The sequence below is a fragment of the Sphingomonas sp. Leaf242 genome, from assembly GCF_001422045.1.
Classification (GTDB): domain Bacteria; phylum Pseudomonadota; class Alphaproteobacteria; order Sphingomonadales; family Sphingomonadaceae; genus Sphingomonas.
In genome coordinates, this window is record NZ_LMLW01000011.1 from 54,926 (window position 1) to 78,727 (window position 23,802).

General features: G+C 66.5%; 26 protein-coding genes. 5 read left to right on the forward strand and 21 right to left on the reverse strand.

Going from position 1 to position 23,802, the window contains the following annotated elements:
• Positions 1 to 127 precede the first annotated feature (127 nt).
• Positions 128 to 985 carry an outer membrane protein gene (locus ASF09_RS16175; protein WP_235529860.1) on the forward strand — a complete coding sequence of 286 codons (858 nt, stop codon included), beginning with the start codon at positions 128 to 130 and terminating at the stop codon, positions 983 to 985.
• 287 nt (positions 986 to 1,272) lie between these two features.
• On the opposite strand, the gene ASF09_RS16180 is transcribed toward ASF09_RS16175, so the two are convergent.
• Positions 1,273 to 2,031, reverse strand: a complete 759-nt coding sequence (locus ASF09_RS16180; protein ID WP_060527155.1) for a GcrA family cell cycle regulator — start codon at positions 2,029 to 2,031, stop codon at positions 1,273 to 1,275.
• 65 nt (positions 2,032 to 2,096) lie between these two features.
• Between ASF09_RS16180 and ASF09_RS16185 the strand changes: the two genes are divergently transcribed.
• On the forward strand, positions 2,097 to 2,951 hold the full coding sequence (locus ASF09_RS16185; RefSeq protein ID WP_060527156.1) for an ABC transporter permease: 855 nt from the start codon (positions 2,097 to 2,099) through the stop codon (positions 2,949 to 2,951).
• Positions 2,951 to 4,222, forward strand: a complete 1,272-nt coding sequence (locus tag ASF09_RS16190; protein WP_060527157.1) for a serine hydrolase — start codon at positions 2,951 to 2,953, stop codon at positions 4,220 to 4,222. The genes ASF09_RS16185 and ASF09_RS16190 overlap by 1 nt, the downstream gene beginning before the upstream one ends.
• Positions 4,223 to 4,386: 164 nt before the next feature.
• Here ASF09_RS16190 and ASF09_RS16195 read toward each other — a convergent pair whose 3' ends face one another.
• The 19 genes from ASF09_RS16195 to ASF09_RS16285 all read right to left on the reverse strand — a co-directional run bounded on the left by ASF09_RS16195 (position 4,387) and on the right by ASF09_RS16285 (position 22,002).
• The gene (locus ASF09_RS16195) at positions 4,387 to 4,914 is read right to left on the reverse strand and encodes a GNAT family N-acetyltransferase (protein WP_235529861.1); all 528 of its coding nucleotides are present in this window, start codon (positions 4,912 to 4,914) and stop codon (positions 4,387 to 4,389) included.
• Positions 4,915 to 4,955: 41 nt separating this feature from the next.
• Complete coding sequence (locus ASF09_RS16200; protein ID WP_056055436.1) at positions 4,956 to 5,738, reverse strand: LysR family transcriptional regulator; 783 nt, start codon at positions 5,736 to 5,738, stop codon at positions 4,956 to 4,958.
• Positions 5,735 to 6,133 carry a Co2+/Mg2+ efflux protein ApaG gene (gene apaG, locus ASF09_RS16205; protein WP_056488567.1) on the reverse strand — a complete coding sequence of 133 codons (399 nt, stop codon included), beginning with the start codon at positions 6,131 to 6,133 and terminating at the stop codon, positions 5,735 to 5,737. Before apaG ends, ASF09_RS16200 begins: the two co-directional genes overlap by 4 nt.
• Positions 6,130 to 7,335: a trans-sulfuration enzyme family protein gene (locus tag ASF09_RS16210; RefSeq protein WP_060527159.1), complete on the reverse strand. Its 1,206-nt coding sequence runs from the start codon at positions 7,333 to 7,335 to the stop codon at positions 6,130 to 6,132. Before ASF09_RS16210 ends, apaG begins: the two co-directional genes overlap by 4 nt.
• 206 nt (positions 7,336 to 7,541) lie before the next feature.
• Positions 7,542 to 8,639, reverse strand: coding sequence for a glycosyltransferase family 2 protein (locus tag ASF09_RS16215; RefSeq protein WP_060527332.1), 1,098 nt, complete (start codon positions 8,637 to 8,639; stop codon positions 7,542 to 7,544).
• 7 nt (positions 8,640 to 8,646) lie between these two features.
• Positions 8,647 to 9,693 (reverse strand): 3-isopropylmalate dehydrogenase, encoded by a 1,047-nt coding sequence (gene leuB / locus ASF09_RS16220; RefSeq protein ID WP_060527160.1) that lies wholly within the window; start codon positions 9,691 to 9,693, stop codon positions 8,647 to 8,649.
• A gap of 40 nt (positions 9,694 to 9,733) precedes the next feature.
• A complete protein-coding gene (recO, locus tag ASF09_RS16225; RefSeq protein ID WP_060527161.1) occupies positions 9,734 to 10,465 on the reverse strand; it encodes a DNA repair protein RecO in 732 nt (243 codons plus the stop codon).
• Positions 10,466 to 10,637: 172 nt separating this feature from the next.
• Positions 10,638 to 11,555, reverse strand: a complete 918-nt coding sequence (locus ASF09_RS16230; RefSeq protein ID WP_082444352.1) for a GNAT family N-acetyltransferase — start codon at positions 11,553 to 11,555, stop codon at positions 10,638 to 10,640.
• Positions 11,552 to 12,553, reverse strand: coding sequence for a hypothetical protein (locus tag ASF09_RS16235; RefSeq protein WP_060527162.1), 1,002 nt, complete (start codon positions 12,551 to 12,553; stop codon positions 11,552 to 11,554). Before ASF09_RS16235 ends, ASF09_RS16230 begins: the two co-directional genes overlap by 4 nt.
• A gap of 74 nt (positions 12,554 to 12,627) precedes the next feature.
• Positions 12,628 to 14,553 (reverse strand): excinuclease ABC subunit UvrC, encoded by a 1,926-nt coding sequence (gene uvrC, locus ASF09_RS16240; protein ID WP_060527163.1) that lies wholly within the window; start codon positions 14,551 to 14,553, stop codon positions 12,628 to 12,630.
• Positions 14,554 to 14,873: 320 nt separating this feature from the next.
• Positions 14,874 to 15,194, reverse strand: coding sequence for a DMT family transporter (locus tag ASF09_RS16245; RefSeq protein WP_056488555.1), 321 nt, complete (start codon positions 15,192 to 15,194; stop codon positions 14,874 to 14,876).
• A gap of 156 nt (positions 15,195 to 15,350) precedes the next feature.
• Positions 15,351 to 15,923, reverse strand: a complete 573-nt coding sequence (locus tag ASF09_RS16250) for a F0F1 ATP synthase subunit B family protein (protein ID WP_060527164.1) — start codon at positions 15,921 to 15,923, stop codon at positions 15,351 to 15,353.
• Between the two features lie 37 nt (positions 15,924 to 15,960).
• On the reverse strand, positions 15,961 to 16,455 hold the full coding sequence (locus tag ASF09_RS16255; RefSeq protein WP_060527165.1) for a F0F1 ATP synthase subunit B family protein: 495 nt from the start codon (positions 16,453 to 16,455) through the stop codon (positions 15,961 to 15,963).
• A 54-nt stretch (positions 16,456 to 16,509) separates the two neighbouring features.
• Positions 16,510 to 16,737 carry a F0F1 ATP synthase subunit C gene (locus ASF09_RS16260; RefSeq protein ID WP_055873230.1) on the reverse strand — a complete coding sequence of 76 codons (228 nt, stop codon included), beginning with the start codon at positions 16,735 to 16,737 and terminating at the stop codon, positions 16,510 to 16,512.
• 39 nt (positions 16,738 to 16,776) lie between these two features.
• Positions 16,777 to 17,535, reverse strand: coding sequence for a F0F1 ATP synthase subunit A (locus ASF09_RS16265; protein WP_060527334.1), 759 nt, complete (start codon positions 17,533 to 17,535; stop codon positions 16,777 to 16,779).
• A gap of 70 nt (positions 17,536 to 17,605) precedes the next feature.
• Positions 17,606 to 17,926, reverse strand: coding sequence for an AtpZ/AtpI family protein (locus tag ASF09_RS16270; RefSeq protein WP_060527166.1), 321 nt, complete (start codon positions 17,924 to 17,926; stop codon positions 17,606 to 17,608).
• Positions 17,927 to 18,219: 293 nt separating this feature from the next.
• Positions 18,220 to 18,597, reverse strand: coding sequence for a YdbL family protein (locus ASF09_RS16275; protein ID WP_060527167.1), 378 nt, complete (start codon positions 18,595 to 18,597; stop codon positions 18,220 to 18,222).
• 1 nt (position 18,598) lies between these two features.
• Positions 18,599 to 18,775, reverse strand: a complete 177-nt coding sequence (locus ASF09_RS16280) for a YnbE family lipoprotein (protein WP_082444354.1) — start codon at positions 18,773 to 18,775, stop codon at positions 18,599 to 18,601.
• Positions 18,776 to 18,822: 47 nt separating this feature from the next.
• Complete coding sequence (locus tag ASF09_RS16285) at positions 18,823 to 22,002, reverse strand: YdbH domain-containing protein (protein ID WP_235529862.1); 3,180 nt, start codon at positions 22,000 to 22,002, stop codon at positions 18,823 to 18,825.
• 86 nt (positions 22,003 to 22,088) lie between these two features.
• Between ASF09_RS16285 and radC the strand changes: the two genes are divergently transcribed.
• Both radC and ASF09_RS16295 read left to right on the forward strand, forming a co-directional pair.
• Complete coding sequence (radC, locus tag ASF09_RS16290; protein WP_056065124.1) at positions 22,089 to 22,793, forward strand: RadC family protein; 705 nt, start codon at positions 22,089 to 22,091, stop codon at positions 22,791 to 22,793.
• 82 nt (positions 22,794 to 22,875) lie between these two features.
• Positions 22,876 to 23,088, forward strand: coding sequence for a hypothetical protein (locus tag ASF09_RS16295; RefSeq protein ID WP_056055396.1), 213 nt, complete (start codon positions 22,876 to 22,878; stop codon positions 23,086 to 23,088).
• A gap of 71 nt (positions 23,089 to 23,159) precedes the next feature.
• On the opposite strand, the gene ASF09_RS16300 is transcribed toward ASF09_RS16295, so the two are convergent.
• Positions 23,160 to 23,612 (reverse strand): calcium-binding protein, encoded by a 453-nt coding sequence (locus ASF09_RS16300; protein WP_060527169.1) that lies wholly within the window; start codon positions 23,610 to 23,612, stop codon positions 23,160 to 23,162.
• Positions 23,613 to 23,802 lie beyond the last annotated feature (190 nt).

A 23,802-nucleotide genomic window follows, 5' to 3' on the forward strand; every position in this document is an offset into this window, starting at 1 on the left:
ACAGCCTCCGTTTGTTCCACCTGTTACAAAAAAGTCACGTTGCCAGTTATTGTTGGGAACGCAGGATAATTTTCTCTGCATCCACCGTTTCTAACAAACCTGTCATGAAACTTTCCGGGAGTGGACTATGAACGAAACGATGAAGGCGGCGCTTGCTGGCGCAGCGGCGCTTAGTGCGGCCCTCGGGCTGGCAGCACCTGCTGCGGCACAGGAAACGACCGCGGATGCGCCGTTCAGCGGCGTCTATATCGGCGGGTCGTTCGGTTATGACGTGCAGCCCAACGATGTCGGCGAGACGATCGAGTTCGATCGCAATCTGGACGGCGTTTTCACCGACACCATCTCGACTGCGACCGTCGCCAACGCCTTCTCGCCAGGCTTCTGCAATGGTCGCGCGACCAACAACGTCGCCCCCAGCAGAGGTGGCCCAGGGTGCCGCAACGACAAGGACGGCATCGCCTATTACGGTCGCGTCGGCGCGGACATCCAGCGCGGCAACATCGTCTTCGGCGTGGTCGGTGAGTTCGGCAAGAGCGAGATCAGCGACAGCGTCTCCGCGTTCAGCACGACGCCGGCGTTCTACACGATGACCCGCGACCTGAAATGGGAAGCCTCGGCGCGCGTTCGCGCAGGCTATGCCGCGAACACCACGCTGTTCTACGGCACGGCGGGCGGCGGCTATGCCAACATCGACAACAGCTTCACGACCGGCAACACCGCCAACACCTTCACCACCAACGGCGACAGCAAGCAGTGGGGCCTCGTCGGCGGCGGCGGGATCGAGCAGAAGCTCGGCAAGAACTTCTCGATCGGTCTCGAATATCTGTTCCACCGCTACAAGGACGACGATTACCGCGTCCGCGCCTCGGGCGGCCCCGTCGGCGGTCCCTTCACGCGCGGCAATGCGTCGGGCACCGACTTCCGTCGCAACTTCGACTATTTCCGCTGGCACAGCCTGCGCGCAACCGCCGCGTTCCGGTTTTAAGGCGAAGGGCGGCCGCTGCCAAGCTGGCAGCGGACTCGCCCAAGCCCGGCCGGCGCGGCTAGCCGCGTCCGACGACATGGGCTTTGCCCATGGCTAGCGTGATATGAAAAAGGCCGCTTCCCTACACAAGGAAGCGGCCTTTTCTATGCAACGATCAATGTACCACCCACCTCGTCATCCTGACGAAAGTCAGGACCAGAGCCAAACGGGGTAGCCTCTCGGTATCCTGGGTCCTGACTTTCGTCAGGATGACGGACGGGGTTTACGGCCCGCCCGCATCAACAGGCTTATCGAGGCCGCGGACCGCCGAACGGCAGCGGTGGCGTCGGACGACGATCGCGACGCGGCAGCTGCGCCTGGTACGCGTGGCCGCAGTGGTCGACGCAATACGGGAAGCCGGGGTTCACCGCCTTGCCGCAGAAATGGAAGTCGGGCTCGCCGGGATGGCCGAGCGGCCATTTGCAGATGCGGTCGTTCAGTTCGAGCAGGCTCGTCTTGTTCGCCATCTCCGCCGACGGCTTGGCGGGCACGAGGCGACGCGGCGGGGCGGGCGTGCTCGGCGGCTGCTGCTCGCCGGGCGCCTGCCGGAGGAAACCGCCGGGACCGACAGACCGCAGGATCGGCTGCGGCGCACGGACGGGCGCGGCGACCGCCAGAGCAGCCTCGTCCTCATCCTCGTCCTCGTCGTCCTCAGGCTCTTCGGCGACCGGCTCGGGCTCGACCGGTGCCGCGGGCTTGGCCGCTGCGACGACGGGCGGTGCTACCGGAGCGGGCTTGGCGGCCTCGACCTCGACCGGCTCCGGTGCCGCGACCGGCTCGGAAGCCGCTGCCGCAGCCGACGCCGTTGCCTCGGCGGCAGCCGCCGCCTTCGCCTCGGGATCGTTCGGCTTCACCGGCGACGGGCGCGCCTGCAGCTCGAGGCGGTGCGCCTTGCCGATGACGGCGTTGCGGCTCACGCCACCCAGTGCTTCGGCGATCTGGCTGGCGGTCTGGCCGGCCTCCCACATCGTCTTGAGCGTCGCGATGCGCTCGTCGGTCCAGGACATGTTCGTTCCTTAGTCTTGCTCAGCCGGGTTGCGGGCGGCAGCGGCAGCGATTACCCGCAACGCCTATGAGCAGCCAGCCCCCAATCGGTGAAATCCATTCGGCGGTGCACTCCGCCCCCGGCGTTCCCGTCATCAAGAGCGTGAACTGGGAGGGATTGCGAACCCTCTATATCAAGGAGGTGCGCCGGTTCTTCAAGGTGCAGCTTCAGACGGTGTGGGCGCCGGCGATCACGACGCTGCTGTTTCTGATCGTATTCACCATCGCGACCGGCGCGAAAAGCCCGGTACCGGTCGATGGCCAGATCGTCGATTTCGCCGATTTCATCGCGCCGGGGTTGATCATCGCGCAGGGCATGATGGGGCCGGCGTTCGCCAATGCCAGCTTCTCGCTGCTGGCCGGCAAGATGCAGGGGACGATCGTCGATTATCTCCAGCCGCCCTTGTCGACGGGTGAGTTGCTGGCCGCGCTGGTCGGTGGCGCGATCACGCGTGCGGTGATCGTCGGGATCGTCGTTTGGGCGGCGATGGCGCTGTATCCGGGCGTGCACGTGACGCCGCATGCGCCACTGGCGATCGTCTGGTTCGGTTTGCTCGGTGCGGTGTTCCTTGCGCTACTCGGCGTGCTGACGTCGATCTGGGCGGACAAGTTCGATCATGCCGCGGCGGTCACCAACTTCGTGATCGCGCCGTTGTCGCTGCTGTCGGGGACGTTCTACTCGGTGGACAAGCTCGCGCCGGCGTTTCGTGCGTTCAGCCATGCCAACCCGTTCTTCTACATCATCTCGGGCTTCCGCTATGGGTTCCTCGGGATCGCCGACTCGCCGGTGATGATCGGCGGGATCGTGATCCTGGTGATCGATCTGGTGCTGGCGACGCTCTGCTACCGGTTGCTGAAGAGCGGTTGGAAGCTGAAGAACTGATGAAAAAGCTGGCGCTCCGGCTGTTCGCGCTCCTGCTGGCGGTACTGCCCGTCGGAGTCGCGGCGCAGGGCATAGCGCCAGACCCGGCGTTGCGCGCCAAGGCGGACGCGCTGGTCGCGATACTGGACGGCCGCGGGTCGTATGAAACATATTTCGCGGCGAGCTTCCGCGACAAGGTCCCGGCGGCGCAACTGTCGGTCATCGCCGCGCAATTGAAGACCGCGCTCGGCGCCCCGCAGAAGATCGAGACGTTGACCGCGACCTCGGCATGGTCGGCGGACCTGACCGTTGGCTACGCGCGCGGCACGGCGAGCGTCCGCCTGGTGATCGACCCCGCCCCGCCGCATGCCGCGACCGGATTGCTGATTACCGGCACAGCGCCGCGTGACGACAGCCTCGCCAAGCTCGAAGCGGAGTTTCGCGCGCTGCCGGGGGCTAGCGGGTTCGGGCTGTATGCACTGGGCAGCGGCAGGCCCAAGCCGATCCTGGAATATCGAGCGGATGTGGCGGCGCCACTTGGGTCGGCGTTCAAGCTCTGGGTGCTCGCGGAACTTGCGCGGCAGGTTGCGGCGGGCGAGCGGCATTGGGCGGACGTCGTGAAGGTCGGAGCGCCATCCCTGCCCTCCGGCGTGTTGCAGACCTGGCCCGCGGAGTCGCCGGTGACGGTGCAGACGCTGGCGACGATGATGATCTCGATCAGCGACAACACCGCGACGGATACGCTGCTGACGACGCTCGGACGCGCGAAGGTCGATGCGATGGCCGAAGCGGCTGGCGGCAGCGTTCCGGTGATGACGACGCGCGAGATGTTCGCGTTGAAGGGGGATCCGGCACTGGCAAAGGCCTGGGCGGCGGGGTCGGTGGATGCGCGGCGCGCGCTGCTGTTGGACAATGCGGTAAGGATTTCCACTGCCAAATTGGATCCGACGGTGTTCGCGGGGAAGCCGGTGGCGATCGAAAGCGTCGAATGGTTTTCGAGCCCGGCGTCGATGGCTGTGGTGCTGAACGCGCTGCGGGGGGCGGACGCTACGACGCGGGCGGTGCTGGCGGTCAATGCGGGGGTCGATCCGGCGATCGCCAAGCGGTTTGGGTATGTCGGGTTCAAGGGCGGTGGCGAGCCTGGGGTGATTGCGCTGAACTATCTGGTGCAGGCGAAGGACGGGCGCTGGTATGCGGCGACTGGGAATTGGCACCGGGAGGATGACGGCGTGAACGAGGTGCGGTTTGCGGGGCTGATGGGGCGAGCGCTGGCGTTGTTGGCGGCGCGGTAGGGTTCGCGGCCCCGCCCCATATCAAGGGCCACCACCCCGGCGAAGGCCGGGGTCCAATTGGGAAACGTTGCTAACGGCGGGTAGCGCCTCGTTATTTCCACCTTTCCAATTGGGCCCCGGCCTTCGCCGGGGGTGGTGTTATCAGTGGGGATGGCGGCGGTGACTCAGGCCCGCCCGGCCGCCTGCCAGCTGTCGGCGCAGAGCCCGTAGATCAGGCTGTCGCGCAACCCCAGATGTGTTTCCCATTCGTCGCGCAGCAAGCGCTCACGTCGGAAACCGAGACGTTCCAGCAACGTGATCGACGCAGTATTCTCGGTATCCGCGTCGGCGAACACGCGGCTCCGGCCTTCGGCGAACAGGCGATCGATCACTGCCGACACAGCCTCACGCGCGATCCCTCGCCCCCACGCCTCGCGCGCGAGGATGAAGCCGATCTCCGTAACCCCTGCCCCATCGGCTTCGCTGCCCGAGACCCAGCCGATCGCGCGGTCGTCGCCGGTGCGGGTGATTGCCCAAGTGCGCTGGTTGCCCGGCGCTGCCTCCTCGGCGAGGTAGGTACGGACGTCGTCGACCGAACCCAGGGGGCCATCGGCGGAATACGCCATCAACTCCGCGTCGGCGAGCATCGGGTGCAACGCGGTCGCGTCGCCTTCGACCAGCGGACGCAGTCGTAGCCGTCTCGTCTTCAACACCGGCGATACGCCGGCGCGCCGCGGTCTGCGTCCGGGTTGCCTCACGCGGTCAGGGCATCCACGAGCGCGCGGACTTTCTTCTGGCGCCACTGCGGGAGCGGGGCGACGAGCCAGTATCCCCCCTTCGAAGGCTGCGACTCGCCGATTAGCCGGACGCGGGCCTGTGCCAGATCGCGACGGGCGAGCAATTCGGGAACGGTTGCGCGACCAAGACCCGCCGCCGCCGCATCGATCGCGAGCCCGGCATCGGTGACGCGGACCAGCGCAACGCCATCTTCTCCCGACCATGCGATCGCGGCTTCGCTATCGGTGCCGGGCTTGGCGATCGTCACCATGCCTTCGGATTCGAGCGCCTCGCCCTCATGCTCGCCAGGACCATCGCCCCAGCGGATCGCGAGGTCGAGATTGGCTTCGGTGAAGTCGACATTCTCGTCGGCGGTGATCAGCACGAAGCGCAGTTCGGGATCCGCCTCGGCGATTTGTGCGAGCCGAGGCATCAGCCACTTCTCGGTCAGGTCGCGCGGCGCTGCGATCGTCAGCGATTTCGACGACTGCCCGGCCTGCATCGCGCGGACAGCTTCCTCGAACTGGAGGAACCCGCCGCGGAGCGCGCCTAGACCCGCTTCCGCCTCAGGCGTCAGTTCGAGCCCGCGCGTGGTGCGGCGGAACAGGACGACGCCGAGCGTATCCTCCAGCGCGCGGATCTGCTGGCCGACCGCGGCCGGCGTCACCGCCAACTCGTCCGCAGCCCGCGTGAACGACAGATGCCGCGCCGCCGCATCGAGCACGCGCAGGCCATTGAGCGGGAGATGCGTGCGCTTCAATTCAGCACCGCGGGGGCGAACAGCGAGAAGCGGGGGATCTCGACCGCGAACACGGCGCCGTCTTCGCGGACCATCTGGTAGCTTCCCTGCATCGCACCCGACGGTGTCGCGAGCGGGCAGCCCGAGACGTAATCGAAGCTCGCGCCGGGTTCGATCACCGGCTGTTCGCCGACCACGCCTTCACCCTCGACCGAGTGACGCGCGCCGCGGCCGTCGGTGATCACCCAGTGTCGGGTGAGCAACTGGACGGTCTCGGTGCCCTCGTTTTCGAGGCGGATATGGTACGCCCAGAACCAGCGGCCCCGCTCCGGCTCGGACTGTTCGGGCAGATAGCTGACCGACACGCGCACCGTCACCCCATCGGTCGTCGCCGCGTTGGGGAACAGCGCCTTCACAGGCCCGCCTGGCGCAGCGCCTGGTCGAGGTCGTCGATCACGTCCTGCGCATCCTCGAGCCCGACGTTGATCCGCAACAGTCCCTCGGTCACGCCCATCTCGATCTGCTTGTCGGGCGAGACGCTCGCGTGCGTGGTCGAGGCGGGGTGCGTCATCAGCGAGCGCGAGTCGCCGATGTTGTTCGAGATATCGACCAGTTCCAGCGCGTCGAGCAATGCGTGTGCCTGTTCGCGACCCTCGACCTCGAACGCGAAGATCGGCCCGCATGCGTCCATCTGGCGCTTGGCCAGTTCGTGCTGCGGATGGCTCGGCAGGAAGGGATGCAGCACGCGGGGGACGCGGCCTTCGAGGAATTCGCCGACCTTCATCGCGTTCTCGGACTGGCGGTGGATGCGCAGGTCGAGCGTCTCGAGGCCCTTGAGCACCACCCACGCGTTGAACGGCGATAGCGTCGGGCCGGTGTTGCGCGTGAACGGCAACAGCGTGTTGGTGATGAAATCTTCGGTTCCGCAGACGGCACCGGCGAGCACGCGGCCCTGCCCGTCCATCATCTTGGTCGCGCTATAGGCGGTGACGTCCGCGCCGAACTCCATCGGCCGCTGGAGCGCCGGTGTCGCGAACGCATTGTCGACCACGGTCGTGATGCCGCGCTCGCGCGCGATGTCGCAGATCGCCTTCAGGTCGGCGATGTCCATCGTCGGGTTGGCGGGCGTCTCGAAGAAGAATACCTTCGTTTCGGGCCGGACCGCGTCGAGGAACGCCTGCGGATCGCGCGCATCGACGATCGTCGTGGCGATCCCGAACTTCGGCAACAGCGTGTCGGTGAGCCAGCGGCACGAGCCGAACGCCGCGCGGCCGCCGACGAGGTGATCGCCGGTCTGGAGCTGGCACAGCAGCGACGCGGTCATCGCCGCCATGCCGGTCGCCATCGTCCGGCATGCCTCGGCGCCCTCCAGCAGCGCGATCCGCTCCTCGAGCATCTGCACGGTCGGGTTCTGGAGGCGGGAATAGGTCATCCCCTCCTGCTCGCCGGCAAAGCGCGCCGCGGCATCGCCTGCCTTGTCGTAGCAATAGCCCGAGGTAAGGAACAACGCCTCCGACGTCTCGCCATATTCGCTGCGGGCGGTGCCGCCGCGGATGGCGCGCGTCGCGGGACGCCAATTTTGAGTGATCGAACGATCCTGGCCGGTCTTGCGCTTCATGCGCGCCGCTTTGCCGGGGGGGAGCCGCGATGACAAGCCCGGGACAAGCCTTGCGGGTGTGTGCCCCTGTTACGGGGGGCGTCATTCTCCCCTCCCTGGAAGGGAGGGGTTGGGGGTGGGTCGGGTTCCGGATCGTGGAACGGTCGCGACCAAAGCTGGCCTACCCACCCCCAGCCCCTCCCTTCCAGGGAGGGGGGTGAGAAGGTTCAGTACCGCCCCCAGGTGAATTTCGAGGACAGCGCGTAGTTCCACACCGCACCGACCAGCACGCCGATCAGCGCGGAGGCGGCCCACGCCCCGTCGCGCATCTCGTACAGGAACGCGGCGATGCCGACGTTGGCGACCGCACCGACCGAGCAGATCACCGCGAACGACACCCAGCCGTCGACGAGTTGCCGCCAGCCTTTCAGACGTCGGTCGCGATAGGTCAGCGCGTTGTTGAGGAAGAAGTTGAAGGTCAGCGCGGCCAAGGTCGCGACGATCTCGCCGACCAGGAAATTCGCACCGAACCCGACGAACAACGCGGTCAGCACCGCCATGTGGATGCCGACGCCGAACACGCCGATCGCCGAGAACATCGCGAACCGCACTGGCACGACGCGCCCGAACATCCGATCGTAGATCGCGATCAGATATTCCATCGCGACGACGTGATCGAGCTTGCTCTCGCCCTCGGTACGACAGCGGAAGGTATAGGGCACCTCGACGAAGCGCAGCGGCGTCGGCGACGCGGTGAGCAGGTCGAGCAGGATCTTGAAGCCGATCGCCGACAGCGAGGGCGCGAGGCGGCGGACAATGTCGGTGCGGATCATGAAGAAGCCGCTCATCGGATCGTTGAGGTCGCACTTCAGCACGCGGCGCGACAGCTTGGTGGCGAGCGCCGACTTGGCGACACGGTCGCTGTCCCACTCCCCGGTGCAGCCACCGCTGACGAAGCGCGAGCCGATCGCCACGTCGGTCTCGCCGTCCTTGAGCAGATCGAGCATCTTCGGCAGCAACGTCTCGTCGTGCTGGAGATCGCCGTCGATCACCGCGACGATCGGGGCGGCTGTGGCGCACATCCCCTCGATGCACGCCGACGACAGCCCACGCCGGCCGATCCGCTGGATCACGCGGACCCGCTTGTCGAGCCGGGCGATCTCGCGCGCGGCATCGGCGGTACCGTCGGGACTGTCGTCGTCGACGAAGATCGCCTCCCAGTTGCGCCCGGCCAGCGCCTGGTCGAGCTTGGCGATCAACGTCGGAACGTTGGCCTTCTCGTTGAACGTCGGGATGACGATCGCAAGTTCGAGAAGGTCGGCGATCACCGGGTCAGCCGAGTTCGGCGAGAACGGCGTCGCCCATCGCAGAGGTCGACAGCGTGCCACCGAGATCTGGCGTGCGGGCGCCGCCGAGGATCGCCGCCGCGACGGCAGCCTCGATCCGGTCGGCGGCTTCGGGCAGGTCGAGCGAGTGGCGCAGCATCATCGCGGCGGACAGGATCGCCGCGCACGGATTGGCCTTGCCCTGCCCTGCGATGTCGGGCGCACTGCCGTGGATCGGCTCGTACATGCCCTTGTTGGAGTCGTTGAGCGCGGCGGACGGCAGCATGCCGATCGAGCCCGCGCACATCGATGCCTCGTCCGAGAGGATGTCGCCGAACAGATTGCCGGTGACGATCACGTCGAACTGCCCGGGGTTGCGCACCAGCTGCATCGCCGCGTTGTCGACGTACATGTGGCTGAGCGCGACGTCGGGATAATCGGCCGAGACCTCGATGACGACATCGCGCCAGAGCTGCGAGGTCTCCAGCACGTTGGCCTTGTCGACCGAAAGCAGCTTGCCCTTACGGGTGCGCGCGGTCTCGAAGCCGACGCGGGCGATGCGCACGATCTCGGTCTCGTCGTAGCGCATCTCGTCATGGCCTTCGCGCAGGCCCTCGGCCGTCGTGCGGATGCCCTTGGCGCCAAAATACACGTCGCCGGTCAGCTCGCGGACGATCACCATGTCGATCGACCGGGCGATCTCGGGGCGGAGCGCGGAGGCGTCCTCAAGGCCCGCGAACAGTTTCGCAGGGCGCAAATTGGCAAACAGGCCCAGTTCCTTGCGCAGGCCGAGAATGGCCTGCTCGGGGCGAAACTGGCGTTCGAGCGCATCGCAGTCGGGATCGCCGACCGCACCGAACAGGATGGCATCGGCGCGACGGGCGAGGTCGAGCGTCTCGGGCGGCAGCGGATGACCCGCGGCCTTGTACGCGGCGCCGCCGACGAGGCCTTCTTCGTAGGTGAGGTCGAGACCGAGCGTATCGAGCACCCGCCGCGCTTCCGCGGTGACTTCGGGTCCGATGCCGTCGCCGGCCAGTATCGCGATCAAGGGCATGTGCGTTCCTCCTGCGCGGGCCTTGCCGGGCGAGGCGCGCTCACGCAACCGCCCTTTTGAGCCGATCGACCAGCCGGTCGCGCGCCGCCAACGGGTCGGCGCGACGGTCGACGAGGATGTCGCGCGCGAGGAAATGACCCGTCAGCCGCAGCCCGTCGAAGATGTCGGGCCAGTCGGCTTCGCCGCCGGCCTTGACGAAGGGCGGCAATCTCAGCAGCTTGGCCTCATAGCCGAACGCTGCCGCGCGCGAGACCGCCGCGCCGCTTTTGGGGCTGACGAAGCCGAGATCGTCCTCGGTGCCGCTGGCAACGCAGCGATCCAGATCAAGGCCGAAACCGAGTTCGGCGAGCAGCAGCAATTCGTACCGCACCAGCGCCGCCGCCCAACCGCGTGCCGATGGCGCCGCCTCGATCGCGCCGAGCACACCCTCCAGCGCATCGTGGATGTGCGGATAGGGCTGCGCTTCGGGCAGCGCGGCGGCGGTAAGCGCGGTGGCCCATTCGAGCGCGCCTGCCGCAAGCGGCTCGCCGTGCATCTGCGCGCGACTGTGGATCAGTTCGGCGGTCAGCGAGGCGAGTTGCTCGCCGGTGCGTGCGCGCCACTCGCCCTGGATGACGTTCGCCTGGAGCAGCACCGGCCGCATCGCTCGCGACCGCCCGCCGCGGACGTAGCCGGGCTGGACACCGTCGTTACGGGTCAGAGCACGCACGATCGCGCCATGCTCGCCGTGTTGGCGGACGGCGACGACGATGGCGGCTGCGCGGAGGTGCATGGGGCGGGCTATACGCCTCTCCGCTCGGGAGAGGGAGAGGAAGCGAAAGACCTTCTTCCCCCCTCCCTGGAAGGGAGGGGTCGGGGGTGGGTCGGCCGGCTTCAGCCACCCAGCGTCAGACTGTGCGGAAGCCTACCCACCCCCAGCCCCTCCCTTCCAGGGAGGGGGGAGATCAGCGGCGGATCTTTTTTGCGAGCTTGGCCAATGCAGGAAAAGTCGCGGCGTGCTTGGCGGCGGCTATCGTTGCTTCGAACCCGCGCAACGCCGCCAACGTCGCGCGATTTCCTAGCGTCCGCCGCAGCAGCAGCACATCTACGCACGCCGTCCCCGCGGTCGAGAATTGGCGCTTGTGCTGTCCTTCGCCCTCGGTGAAGTCGAACCGCGCAAACTGCCCGTCCGCAAACAGCTCGCACATCGCCTCGACCTGCAGAACCGCCCCCGGCGACAGGTCGTTATGCGCCGGGTCATGCCCGACATGGGTATAGCAAAGCGACTCGCCGTGGGCCGTGCAGCAAAGATACGCAACCGGAACCCCGGCGATGAACAGCAGCCAGGCACGCAATCCGTCCTGTGCTGCAAGCGACTCGAGATGGCGCACCGAAGCCACATCGTCGGGCAGCCCCGATCCTAGCAGCTTTTCCTGATACGTCGTCGCCGAAACGGCGCGAGCGATCGGATGGAAGTCCGCGAACGCCCCCGTATCGTGATACCGCCGGATATCGAGTGCGCCGCCGTTCGCCACCGCCAGCTTCTTCGCCTTGCGCTTGATTCCCGACCGCGCGCTCCCCGAAAGACCCGCCAGCCACGCCGCCTCGCCCGCTGCCAGATCGACATGATACCGCACGTATCGCTGCCGGACGAACGCGAGCAGGCCGCGGCGATCGAGACCGGCAAGCATCGGTTCGGGCAACGATGTCACCATATATCCGTCGGCATCGTCGGGCAGCGGCGGCAGGACCAGCCTTGTCGCTGTCGCCGCCGGCGCCAGCACGGCATCGAGCGAAAACGCCACGCGCACAAGCCGTCGCGGGATCGTCGCCAGAGTCCGCGCACCAACCTGAAACTTCAGCGCGATACGCGGCGTCGTCATCCGCGACGCATCGATCTCGGCCGCTCCTCGACCCAGTTCGACCAGAGCTGTTCCGCCTGTCGCCAGCGCGTGCGGAGCGCATCGGGACCGAGCGGGACGTCGGCCCGCCCCAGCGCCAGAGTCGGGCGATCGGCGAAGTGCATGGTCGGCAGCACTTCGCGCATCTCCGACAAGGTGCCGCACAGCGCCTGGAAACGCCGGACATGGACCGCGTTGGGCCGCGTACCGCTCCGGTTGGCGAGTTCGAAACCGTGGCTGACGATGGTCACCGCCGAATGGCCCGCCACCGCCGCATGCTCCAGCGCGTCGTAACTCTCGCCTGCCGACAGCGCACAGAGCTGGAATGTCCGCACCCGCCCGCGGACGTCCTCGATCACGGTTACCGGAACCTCGACGATACAGCGTTCGCCATCGCCCGCGGTGTCGTCGATGCACCATGCGACCGGCGCGATCTGTTCGGGCGCCAACGAGATGCGGCTCGTCCCCGGCGCTTCCGACCCGTTATGGCTGCTGTCGTAGCTGAAACCGAGCATCGCCAACGCGGTCAGCGTATCGTCGTTCGCGGCATAGCTGCCCGCGCGAAAGGCGATCGGCTTGGGCGCACCGGCCTCGATCAGCAGCTCTCTCGCCTGACCGAGCAGGTCGAGCTGTTCGGTCAGGCTGTAGTCGAACAGTTCGAAGCGCGCATGCGCGGCCCCGCGATCGCCCGCCTTGGCGCCGGTCCAGTTGGGGTGAATATGAAGCTGAACCTCCTGCCCGGCCTCGAGAATCGTCTCGATCATCCGGCGTACCGGCGCCATCCCGAAGGTGATCGCGGGCATCGGGTCGACGAAGAAACAGGCTTTCAGGTCGTGCCGGGCCAGCTCGGCGAGCTGATAGCCGAGCCCGACCCCCGCGGGTTCGAGCGACTTCGCGTAGATCGCCTCGCAATCCAGACCCGCCGCGTGATGCCGCCAGGCGAACTCGGTATCGACGGTGAGGAAAACGGATGTCGTCACTGCCGCAGCCTGTAACACTTCGTGATGAAGATTAGGTTTAGCCCGGTCGAGCAAATCCCGATCCTCACCTAAGGTCAGCGCGAATGGTAGAAGTCGTAGACCTGTTGCGCGACGCCGGCCGAGACGCCAGGCGCCTGCTGGAGGTCCTGGAGGCTGGCGTTGCGGACCGCACGGCCGGTGCCGAAGTGCATCAGCAGCGCCTTCTTTCGCGCGGGGCCGATACCGGGGACTTCGTCGAGCGGGCTGGCGCCGATCGCCTTGCTGCGCTTGTCGCGGTGGACGCCGATCGCGAACCGATGGACCTCGTCGCGCAGCCGCTGGAGGTAGAACAGCACCGGCGCGTTGACGGGGAGCTGGAACTCGCGACCGTCGAGCATGTGGAAGACCTCGCGGCCATCGCGGCCGTGTTCCGGTCCCTTCGCGATGCCGACGAGGCACACGTCTTCGACGCCGATCTCCTCGAGCGCGGCCTTCACGGTGTTGAGCTGTCCTTTGCCACCGTCGATCAGCACCAGATCCGGCCAGTCGCCCGAATCGCGATCGGGATCCTCGGCTTGGGCGCGCGAGAACCGCCGGGTGAAGACCTCGCGCATCATCGCGAAATCGTCGCCCGGCGCGGTATCCTTGTTCTTGATGTTGAACTTTCGATACTGGCCCTTCCGGAAGCCCTCGGGCCCCGCGACGACCATCGCGCCGGTCGCAGCGGTGCCCTGAATGTGGCTGTTGTCGTAGATCTCGATGCGCTCGGGTGGCTCGGCAAGGTCGAACAGATCGGCGACCTCGCGCAGCAGCTTGGCCTGCGTGGTTGATTCGGCCTGGCGGCGTTCGATCGCCTCGATCGCGTTGCGCTTGGCCTGGTCCATCAGGCGGCGGCGATCGCCGCGCTGCGGGACTTGCAGCGTGATCTTGTAGCCGGCGCGTTCGCCTAGTGCTTCGGCCAGCAGCGCGCCTTCCGTCAGTTCGCGGTCGAGCAGGATCTGCTTGGGCGGCGGGACCTCCTCGTAGAACTGGCCGAGGAAGCTGGTCAGCACCTCGTCCTCGGGGACGTCGTTGGTATGCTGCGGGAAGAAGCTGCGATGCCCCCAGTTCTGGCCGCCGCGGATGAAGAACGCCTGGATGCCGATCAGGCCGTCCTTGCACGCCATCGCGAAGATATCGGCGTCGCCCACGCCCTCCGCGTTGATCGCCTGCGTGCCCTGGATGAAGGTGAGCGCGCGGAGACGGTCGCGGAGCAGCGCCGCGAGTTCGAAGTCCATGTTCTGCGCGGCGGCCTGCATCTGCGCGCCGAGCTTCGCCTGCACGCCGGTCGATTTGCCGCCGAGGAAGGCCTTCGCATCCTCGGTCAGCTCCCGGTACGCGGCCTCGTCGATCCGGCCCACGCACGGCGCGGAGCAGCGCTTGATTTGATAGAGCAGGCACGGCCGGTCGCGGGTCTTGAAGAAGCTGTCGGTGCAACTGCGCAGGAGGAACAACTTCTGGAGCGCGTTGAGCGTGTTGTTGACCGACCCGGCGCTGGCGAACGGGCCGTAGTAATTGCCCTTCGCCCGGCGCGCGCCGCGGTGTTTCTGGACGCGCGGGAAGGCGTGGTCGTCGCGGAGGAGGATGAACGGGAAGCTTTTATCGTCGCGCAGCAGCACGTTGTAGGCGGGGCGGTACCGCTTGATGAGCTGCGATTCTAGCAGCAGCGCCTCGGCTTCGTTGTTGGTCGTGACGATCGTCATCGACCGGGTCTGCGACACCATCCGCTGGAGGCGCTTCGTCAGCCGCTCGACCTGGACGTAGTTCGCGACGCGGTTCCGAAGCGCGCGCGCCTTGCCGACGTAGAGCACGTCGCCCCGCGCGTCCTGCATGCGGTAGACGCCGGGGCGGATCGGGAGCGTGTCGAGCACGTTCCGGATCGCCGCTACGCCGGCCGCAAGGTCCGGAGCTTCACCACCACCGCGGACCGCGAACGTGGATTTGTCTTCGTTGAACCGGTCGGGGGAATTGGGGGAGGACATCGCTTAGGAATCTAGGGAGTGCGAGGGGGTTATGCCAGCGGAAGGCAGTGATGTTCACGCGATGGCGCAATGGCGCGAAGAGAAGGCAGATCGATTTTCGCGCAGAGGCGCAGAGGACGCTGAGAGAAGAATCGATTGGGTTAGCATTTGCGCTCAAACCGCCGGAGGCTCGTGCTCCTTGCTGTAGCCCGAACATCAACCCGGAACGCGGCACCTCCGCGCTCTCTGCGCCTCTGCGCGAACCAATCTGCCTTCTCTTCGCGCCTTTGCGCCTTCGCGTGAACGCCCCTCCTCAATGCCCTACGGGCGAAGGCAGACGATCAGGTTTGGGCGAAGACCTTGGTGCCGACGATACCGACGACGGTCAGGGCCATGAAGCAGGCCTGGATACCGCTGACCTTGTCGCCGAACAGGATCACGCCGCCGATGATGACGCCGATCGCGCCCGCACCGGTCCAGATCGCGTAGGCGGTGCCGGCGGGGAGGCCGCGCATGGCGAGCGCGAGCAGGCCCATGTTGACGAAGCTGAGGATGATCGGGACGCTGGAGGCCTGCCACGTGGCGACGGTGGCCGCCCATTTCAGGCTGAGCGCCCAGCAGATTTCGGTGACGACGGCGACGGCGAGGATGAGCCAGGACATAGGTGTTCTCCAACGGGCTCAGATTGGAGACTCGGCCGCCGGAAACCCGGGAAGAGACGGCCGTCAATAATGATTATTCGCGGGAGGGACGTGCCCTCACCTTCCCACTGCTTTGCAGCGGGGCCCATCCTCTCCCCTGAGGGGAGAGGAGCAGGATTAGTTCAGACGGCTGAGACCTGAGATCGAGCGGTCGACCATCATGCGGTCGGCGGCGGCGTCGTGGTGCTCGGCGATGAGGATGCCGGCGGCCTTGGCCGCGGCATCGGCAGCCCGTGCGCGGACTTCGGCGATCGCGGCGCGTTCGGCGGCGGCGATCTTGTCCTCGGCCATCTTCGCGCGGCGGGTCATGAGGTCTTCGGCACCAGCCTTGGCCTTGGCGATGATCGCCGCGGCTTCGTGGTGTGCGTGGGCCTTCATCGCTTCTGCCTCGACGTGCGCGGTCTTGGCCTTCGCCTCGTACTCGGTGCGGATCGCTTCGGCTTCGGCACGGAGCGCCTTGGCTTCGTCGAGCTGCGTGCGGATGCCGGCGATGCGCGTGTCGAGCATCTTGCCGATCATGCCTGGAACCTTCTTCCAGATCATCAGCAGGATGACGACGATCATCGCCACCGCAACCCAGCCCGTCGACGTCAGGCCGAGCGCGGTCGGATCCGCGACGTGCTCGACGCCGCCGGGCGCGGCCGTGTGACCCTGGAGGTCTTGGTTGTCGATCGCACCCTCGGGCGCCATGCCCTCGCCGTGGATGACCTTTGCGGCCGAATCTGGATTAGCCATGCGCCGTCGTCCTGCGTACCGCGTCGGTCGCCGCGTCCAGGCTGACCTGGAGGCCGGCGACCTTGGCGGCCAATTGCTGTGCTGCTTCGGCGGCGACGCCCTGCAAGTTCGAGAGCGCCTCGGCCTTCGCGTTCGCTACCGCCAGATCGTGATGACCCAGACGCTCGGCGAGTTCGGCATCGGCCGCATGGACCTGCTGCTCGAAAACATTGGCAGCACGCTTTGCGGCTGCCGCCGTCTCGGCCTGCGCTGCGGTGCGCGCAGCGTCCATTTCGGCTTCCCAGTTCGCCTGGACCGTATCGGCCTGCGTACGGGCAGCGACTGCCGCCGCCAGATCGCCTGCGATCTTGCCTTCGCGCGAGTCCACGTTGGACACGATCTTTGGCACCATTCCCTTGCCGATCCCGAAATACAGGATGCCGAAGGTGAGGAGCAGCCAGAAGATCTGCGAGGCGTAGGTAGCGGCTATCTGGGAAATCTGGGGCATGTCGGTCCTTCGTGAAACGGCCGGGCGCGGTCGCCCGGCCAATTCAGCGAGTTGTTAGGCGACGAACACGAGGATGATCATCGTGACGAAGGCGAGCAGACCGAGAAGCTCTGCTGCTGCGAAACCGATGAACAGACGGCCCTGCTGGCTGTCGGCTGCGCCCGGATTGCGCAGAGCGCCGGCGAGGAACTGGGCGAACACGTTGCCCACGCCGAGTGCGGCGAGGCCCATGCCGATCGCTGCGAGGCCGGCACCGATCATCTTTGCTGCTTGTGCGTCCATGGTAAATTCCCTTTGAAAATCAGTTAGATAATGGAAAACTTAGTGCAGGTTTACGGCGTCGTTCAGATAGACCGACGTCAGCAATGCGAACACGTATGCCTGGATCGCGGCGACCAGCAGCTCGAGCAGCGTGATGCCGATCATCAGCAGCATGCTCGGCGCGGTCACCAGACCGATGTACATCCCGCCGAGGTTCAGGCCGTTGATCACGAACGCGGCCAGCACCTTGAGCAGGATATGCCCTGCGGTCATCGCCACGAACAGTCGCAGACCGAGCGAGAACGGACGCACCAGGAACGACATCAGCTCGACCACGAAGATCAGCGGGATCATCAGCGCGGGCGTGCCGCTCGGCACGAACAGCGAGAAGAAGTGGAAGCCGTGCTTGCCGAAGCCGACGAGCAACACGATCGCGAAGCTGATCAGCGCCAGCACGCCGGTGACGGTCATGTGGCTGGTCACGGTGAACGGGTGCACGCCGGGGACGATGCCGAACGGCAGGAGCCCGATGATGTTCGCGAACAGGATGAACATGAACAGCGAGAAGACATAGGGCACGAAGCGCTTGCCGCCGGGGCCGACATTCTGCTCGAGCATGCCGGAGATGAAGCCGGTGAAGCCTTCGACCGCCATCTGCCAGCGACCGGGGACGAGCTCGCGCTTCATGCCACCGATCATGAACGCCCAAAGCGCGACCAGCGTCACCACCATCCACAATGCGGAGTTGGTGAACGACAGGTCATAGCCACCTACGATCCAGTGCGAGCCGAACGCCGGCTCGATCAGGAACTGGTGCATCGGATCGATCTTGCCGCCCTGTTCTGCCGCCACGTGGAATCCCTGCCGTCTTGATACGACAAACGCCCGGTTACTCCGGGCGTTCGCCTGAAATTCGAATGATCTGCCTGAACGCGACCGCTATCCCAAGGAACAGCAACACGATCAGCCCCCAAGGGTCAGTGCCGAACCAATGGTCTATCAACCACCCGATCAGCGCACTGCCAACGAGACTCCCGATAAGGGCGGAAATGACGCGATTGCCTTGCGAGTACCCCCGCTCGGCATCCGCCCCCTTCTGCCCCTTTGCGAGCGTTTCCCGATGCTGCGCCTCTCGCAATCGCTCGTCGAGCGCGGAAAGTCGCGGATCTTCAACACCCTGGGGGTCCTGTCCGGGTTCGATCTCCGCCACGCACGTTCCTCCACCTGATTTCGCATCGGGGAGGAAGCAAGCAGCGACGAGCGATCCCGCCAAGGCGCGGTCCGTTTAGAAAAGGGGGGGGTGCAAGTCAACCGGTGTGACACGGGCGTCGTCAATGCCGGGTTGGGTTACTGGCGTCAGGTAGCAGGATGGCGACTGATGCCCGGCCGTCATCCTGACGAAAGTCAGGATCCAGAGCAACAAGCGAACCGTGCTTGGCTCTGGATCCTGGGTCGAGCCCAGGATGACGAACTAGGAAAGCATCGCGCCTTTACCCAGGTCGCTCAAACGCAGCGCGAATCGCGTTCGGGCGCGCCGGCGGTACGGGTCTTCCAGACACCGTTCGGCGTCTTGTACTTCTCGCCGGGGTTGGTCTGCATGATCAGGTTGCAGCCGCTCGTGAACGCAAGCTGCTCGACCGTCGCGCCGCTCGCCTGCGCCTTTGCGGTATACGCCGACTTGCGCTGGATATTGATGTTGTTGACCAGCGCACGCAGATCGCCGCTCGCCGCACCGACGAGGCCGAGATAGCCGTCGGGCTGCTCGCCAACCTCGCCCCCGGCACGCGCCGCGGCATAAGCCGGATCGCGCTGCGCCGACGCCGCCACCGAAAGGCCGCCGAGAACCGCGGCTGCGGCAATCATGGCAATGACCTTCTTCATATCAAAATATCCCCGGATTCTGCTGGATCAACGATTTCGCCTCGCCGTCGAGACGATAGACCACTTCTTGCGTGACGTTGATGTTGAGGTTGATCTCGATCGGCTTGTCGGGCGCCGACACGTTGATGCAGCCCGGCAGAGCCGCCGTCAGCCCGATAATCGCGATCGTCCTCGTCATCCTACGCAAGATCGGCCTTTGCTCCAGCTTCTTCAATCCTGTTTCGGTCATGGCACGATCCTGCTTGCGGGAGGCTGAATGGTTGGAAGTTTGAGCGTTGGGTTGGGCGGCGGCGGCGCGGCCTGCTGTTGCAGCAACGCCGGCAGGTTGCGCTGGATCAGCCGCTTCGGATCGTAGAAGCTCTGCGCCGAATCGAGGAGCCCGCGGAACGGCGCCTTGATCCGGATATTGAACACGAACGGCAGCTTTTGCAGGCGGCGGACGATGAAGTTCGACTTCGCCCCCTCACCCTGGCTGATCCCGGCAAAGCGCACGTCGGTGACCATCTCGCCCGCGAGCGGCCCGTTCATGCCGACCCGCAACGACTGGTAGCGCAACGACTTCAGCGCCTGGAACGCGATGTTCGCCCACATGCCGAGATCCTTCTGGCTGAGATCGCCGACATAGGCGAGCGTGCCGCCGCCTTTGCGCACCTGCAGATCGCCACCTTCGATCCGGCCGCCCGTTTCGTCGAAGATCATCGGCAACACGCCGTCGAAGATCCCCGTCGCATCGAGATTCTTGAAATCGAACTGCTGCAGGAACTGGTCGGCGGCCATGTTGACGACGTGGAACGTCATCCGCCGCTCCTTCGGCGCGGAGAAGTCGAGCAAGGTCGGGTCGAGCGTCAGCGATCCGCCCGCGAACGGCCACGACCCACCCTCGACCTGCACGCGCGCGCCGGGCAGCGTCTGGTAGCGGATCGTGCCATCGGTGACCGGGATGCCGGGGTTGAGCGTGCGGATCGTCGCGACCTGCCCCGGCGCGCTCTGGAGGTTGAGCAGGTCGGTGAAGCGGATCTCGGTGGCGATTCCCGTGACCGGGCCGAACGCGGCGGCGAGATCGGTGCCGGCGGTGCGCAACACGCCATTGCTCGTCACGCCGTCAGGGTTCCAGGCGATATGCCCCTCGCCGCTGACCGATCCGTTGACGTCGGCGATAACACCGAAGGTCAGTGGGGTCAGTGCGTCGGGTTGCAGCTTGTCCTTGGCGAACGCGATCGCGGGGACGGCGAGGTCCGCCTTGCCTGCCCCCGCGCCGAGTGCGTGGGTCAGCGTGACGTCGGCGACCTTGGTGTTGGTGGTCGGCTCGAACAGCGTGCCGGCCGCGGTGATCGTGCCGTTGACCAACGCGAGCGTCACGGTGCGCGCGGCGAGCGGCTTGAACCGCGGCGTCGGCGCGGCATCGGATACCCCCATCGCGCCGGTGAGGTTGAGCGCGCCTTTGACGAGCGTCCAGTCGCCGGCGGCTTCGCCGAGCAGCAGTGGCACGTTGGCAATCTGTCCCGAGCCACCCGTGAACGCGCCCGTCACGCCCTGCCCGGTAATGCGGCCCGTGACGGTAGCGAAATCGAGTCGCGTGACACGTTCCGGCGCGCCGATCCGGGTCTGCACGCCGTCGATCGCAAAGCCGCGATCCGCCAGCCGCACGGTCGCTCCCGCGGTCGCGAGCGTGATCGGGGTAGTGCCGAGTCGCCCACCCAGCTTGGCCGCGGCGATCTTTGCGCCGCCGCTGACCCGCGCGCCGTTGATCTGCACCAGCGCGCCATCAATCGGGCACAAGGTCAGCCGCGACGGATCGAGCACAAGCCCGGAGATCGCAAAGCGCTGGACTGCCAAAGGCACGCAACCGGTGTTGACGACCAGCCGCCCGCGACCGTCCCAAAGCGCCGCAACCGGCATCGACAGACCATCGACCCGGTTGGCGGGACCGCCCGCACCGATCGGTCCCCCGAGCGTGACGCGCGTCGCGATCGAGGTTGCCCCGCCCGGCGTCGCGCTGAAGGTGACGGGAGTCAGCGCCAGTCGCGCGCCACCCGCCGCATAAGGAGCGATAGTGGCAACACCGCGGATCGCCGCGCCGGGTTTCGCCTGCGCGAGCGAGACGCGCGCTTCGGGCAAGCCGCCGCCGTGCATCGCGAGAACCGTGTCGACCCGCACGCCGCCATTCGGCCAGCCGAGCGCGACCCCGCTCCCGCCACCGAGCGCCACGCGCGCACCGCTGGCGGAGGCGAGCGCCAGACGCGACAGCACGGCCTTGCCGCGCCCGCCGTCGATCCGCACGCGAAGGTCGGCGTCCGCGGCAAATCCATGGCCAGCCTTCTGGACGGCCTGTGTCACCGCGCTCGCCAACGGCGCGACGGGCGTCCCGGCGCCCGCATCACCCATGCCCGCCAGCCCCGCGAGTCGCTTCTGCGCCACTGCGGCGCCGCTCGCCTGGACGCGCCCGTCGAACGCGATCTGCTGGCCGATCCGGTAGGTGCCGGCGAGCGCAACCCGGCGCGCGCCGCCCTCGGTGGTGCGAACCGTGTCGGCAGCGATGTTCGCCCTGCCGCCAGTCGCCGCCGCGGTTCCGGTGAAGTCGATCGTGCCCCCGACACTCGCCAAAGTCGCGCCCGGCGTCATTGCCGCGCCCGTCTTGAGCGTCGCCTTACCCTGCCAGCGATCGAGCGCCGCGGAGAAGCCCACGTCCAGATCCGCCACAATGCGCGCCGCCTGCGCCGTGCCGCAGGTTAGCCTCGATACGCGCACCGGTCCCGTGACGGTCGGTTTCGCCACGTCGATCCGTAGCTTCACCGTCGCCGCGAGCCGGTCGATCACGCACCCGCCGACATCGAGCCGCTCGCTGATCGCTGCCAACGTACCGCGGAACCCGTCGTCGAGCTTGCCGGAGCCTGCCAGCTTCAACCCGACGATCCCCTGCGGCGTCTCCAGCCGCATCCGCCCATCCGCGACCGAGACGTCTAGCGCGGGCAACGCAAACGGCTTTCCCGACGGCGCCGGCAGCAGTTTGTCGATTGCGCCAAGCGAGACCTTGCCGTCCACCAGCCGCCCGCGCAGCCGAACCTTCCCCGCGCGCACGCCCTCCAGATGCGGGCCCGACAACCCGACACCGGTCCGCGTCTCGACCCAATCCGCCACGAGATCGGGATGCGCCGGATCGCCGATCACGACGTTGGTCAGTCGCTGGCCACCCAGTGCGAGGTCGGCGATGTCGTAGCGCGCAGGCACACCGGCCCTAGCGAGTTCGCGGTCGATGAACCCCTCGGCGATCGGCTTCCGCACCAGCCACAGCACGGCCAGCGCGGCGATCAGGAGCAGCGCGATCCCCAGCGCAACGCGGCGGGCGGTCGCAGGACGGCGAGGATGGGCCCCGGGGTCGGCCCCCGTCTCGCTCGTCTCGGTCACCCACTCACTCCGCCACGCTTTCAAGGCCTGCATAGGCGGGAGCGAGGGCGTCATGCAATTGCCCAGGGATGTGCTAGCATCGCAAAATGGCCGAACCGGACGAAGACGCTGACGTCCGGGGGGACGATCTGAAGGGCCATCGCGGCCGCCTCCGCAAACGCCTGTTCGAAGGCGGCAGCGATGCGCTGCTCGACCACGAACTGATCGAATACCTGCTCGCGATCGCCATCCCCCGCGGCGACACCAAGGCGCTCGCCAAGGCGCTGATGCGCGAGTTCGGCGGGATCGGCGGTGTGCTGACCGCGGATGCCGAGGCGCTCGGCCGGGTGAAGGGCATGGGCGAAATCTCGACCGCGGCGATCAAGATCGCGCACGCCGCCGCGATCCGCCTGCTGCAGTCGCACGTCAGCGACCGCCCGGTGCTCGCCAACTGGCAGGCGCTGCTCGATTATCTCCGCGCGGACATGGCGCACCACGCGATCGAGCGCTTCCGTGTCCTTCACCTCAACACCAAGAACATGCTGATCCGCGACGAGGTGATGAGCAAGGGGTCGATCGACCAAGCCGCGGTGTACGTCCGCGAAGTCATCCGCCGCGCGATCGACCTCGGCTCCGCATCGATCATCCTCGTCCACAACCATCCGAGCGGCGACCCCTCCCCCAGCCGCGCCGATATCGACATCACGCGGACGATCGCCGAGGCAGGCAAACGGCTCGGCATCACCGTCCACGACCATATCGTGATGGGCACCGGCGGCCATGTCAGCCTGCGCGCGCAGGGGTTGATCTGACGCAACTAGATAAGCGTGTAAGTTCCTTCAAAGTCCGGGCCGTTTCGCGCGCGCCTTCGTTGTCTCATCGAAGGAATTGCATGTGGACAACAAGTTACACGACGAAGCCTCGACGGTAACCGCGGAACACGGTCAGGTTCTGGTCGATGGGCCGGACGGCGTTGCCGTATCGCTGACGCCCGATGCCGCCGTCGAGACATCAGACCGGCTGCTGGACGCCGCGGTCGAAGCGCAAGGCCAGATCCTGATCGAGGCGCAGGCCGAAAAGGAACGCGCAGCCCGCAAATCGAGTTGATCGACAGGCCTGTCTTGGGACTTTGGCGGATCAGGGATTGTTGAAAGTCGCCCCCTGATCCGCTGTATCGATCAGCCTTGCGTCAGGAAGCTGGTCACTTCGGTTTTAGTCAGCGACTTGTTCTTGTCGGTATCGGCCTGCGCAAAGGCGGCAGAGACCCATTTCTTGGTCTCGGGCGCATCGGGCTTGGTCGAGGGATCGGTCTTGGTCTTCAGCGCGACCATCCAGCCAGCGAATTCCGCCGCGCTGAGCTTGCCGTCGCCGTTCTTGTCATAGGTCGGGAACTCGGTGTCGACGACCTGCGCGACCTGGCTCCCCGTCGCCGGCTGCTCGCGTGCGGCGGACTGCATCGGTACCGGGTCGGTCGGCGTACCGGACTGCGGAGTCGCCATCGCGTCAGACGGCGCCGTCTGCGCAGCAACACCGCCACCGGACGCGGGCGCTTGCGGGGATGTTGCAGCGGTCTGCGCCAATACGGGTGCAGCAATCATCACCGCGCCAGCCAGCATAGCATATTTCAACATTGCGTCTCTCCGGTACTGTTCTACGCATCTACTAAGTGGTTCGACAGCCAAGCCTGATATATACTCGGCACCGCGAACCACTTACCAACTCTATACGCGCACGATCGCCGGCTTGCTACGCAGCGAGGGGTATTTGAACCTTTTCCTGCGTCCTGCTACCGCGTTTTCAGCCTGCATCGGCGAGGCCTCG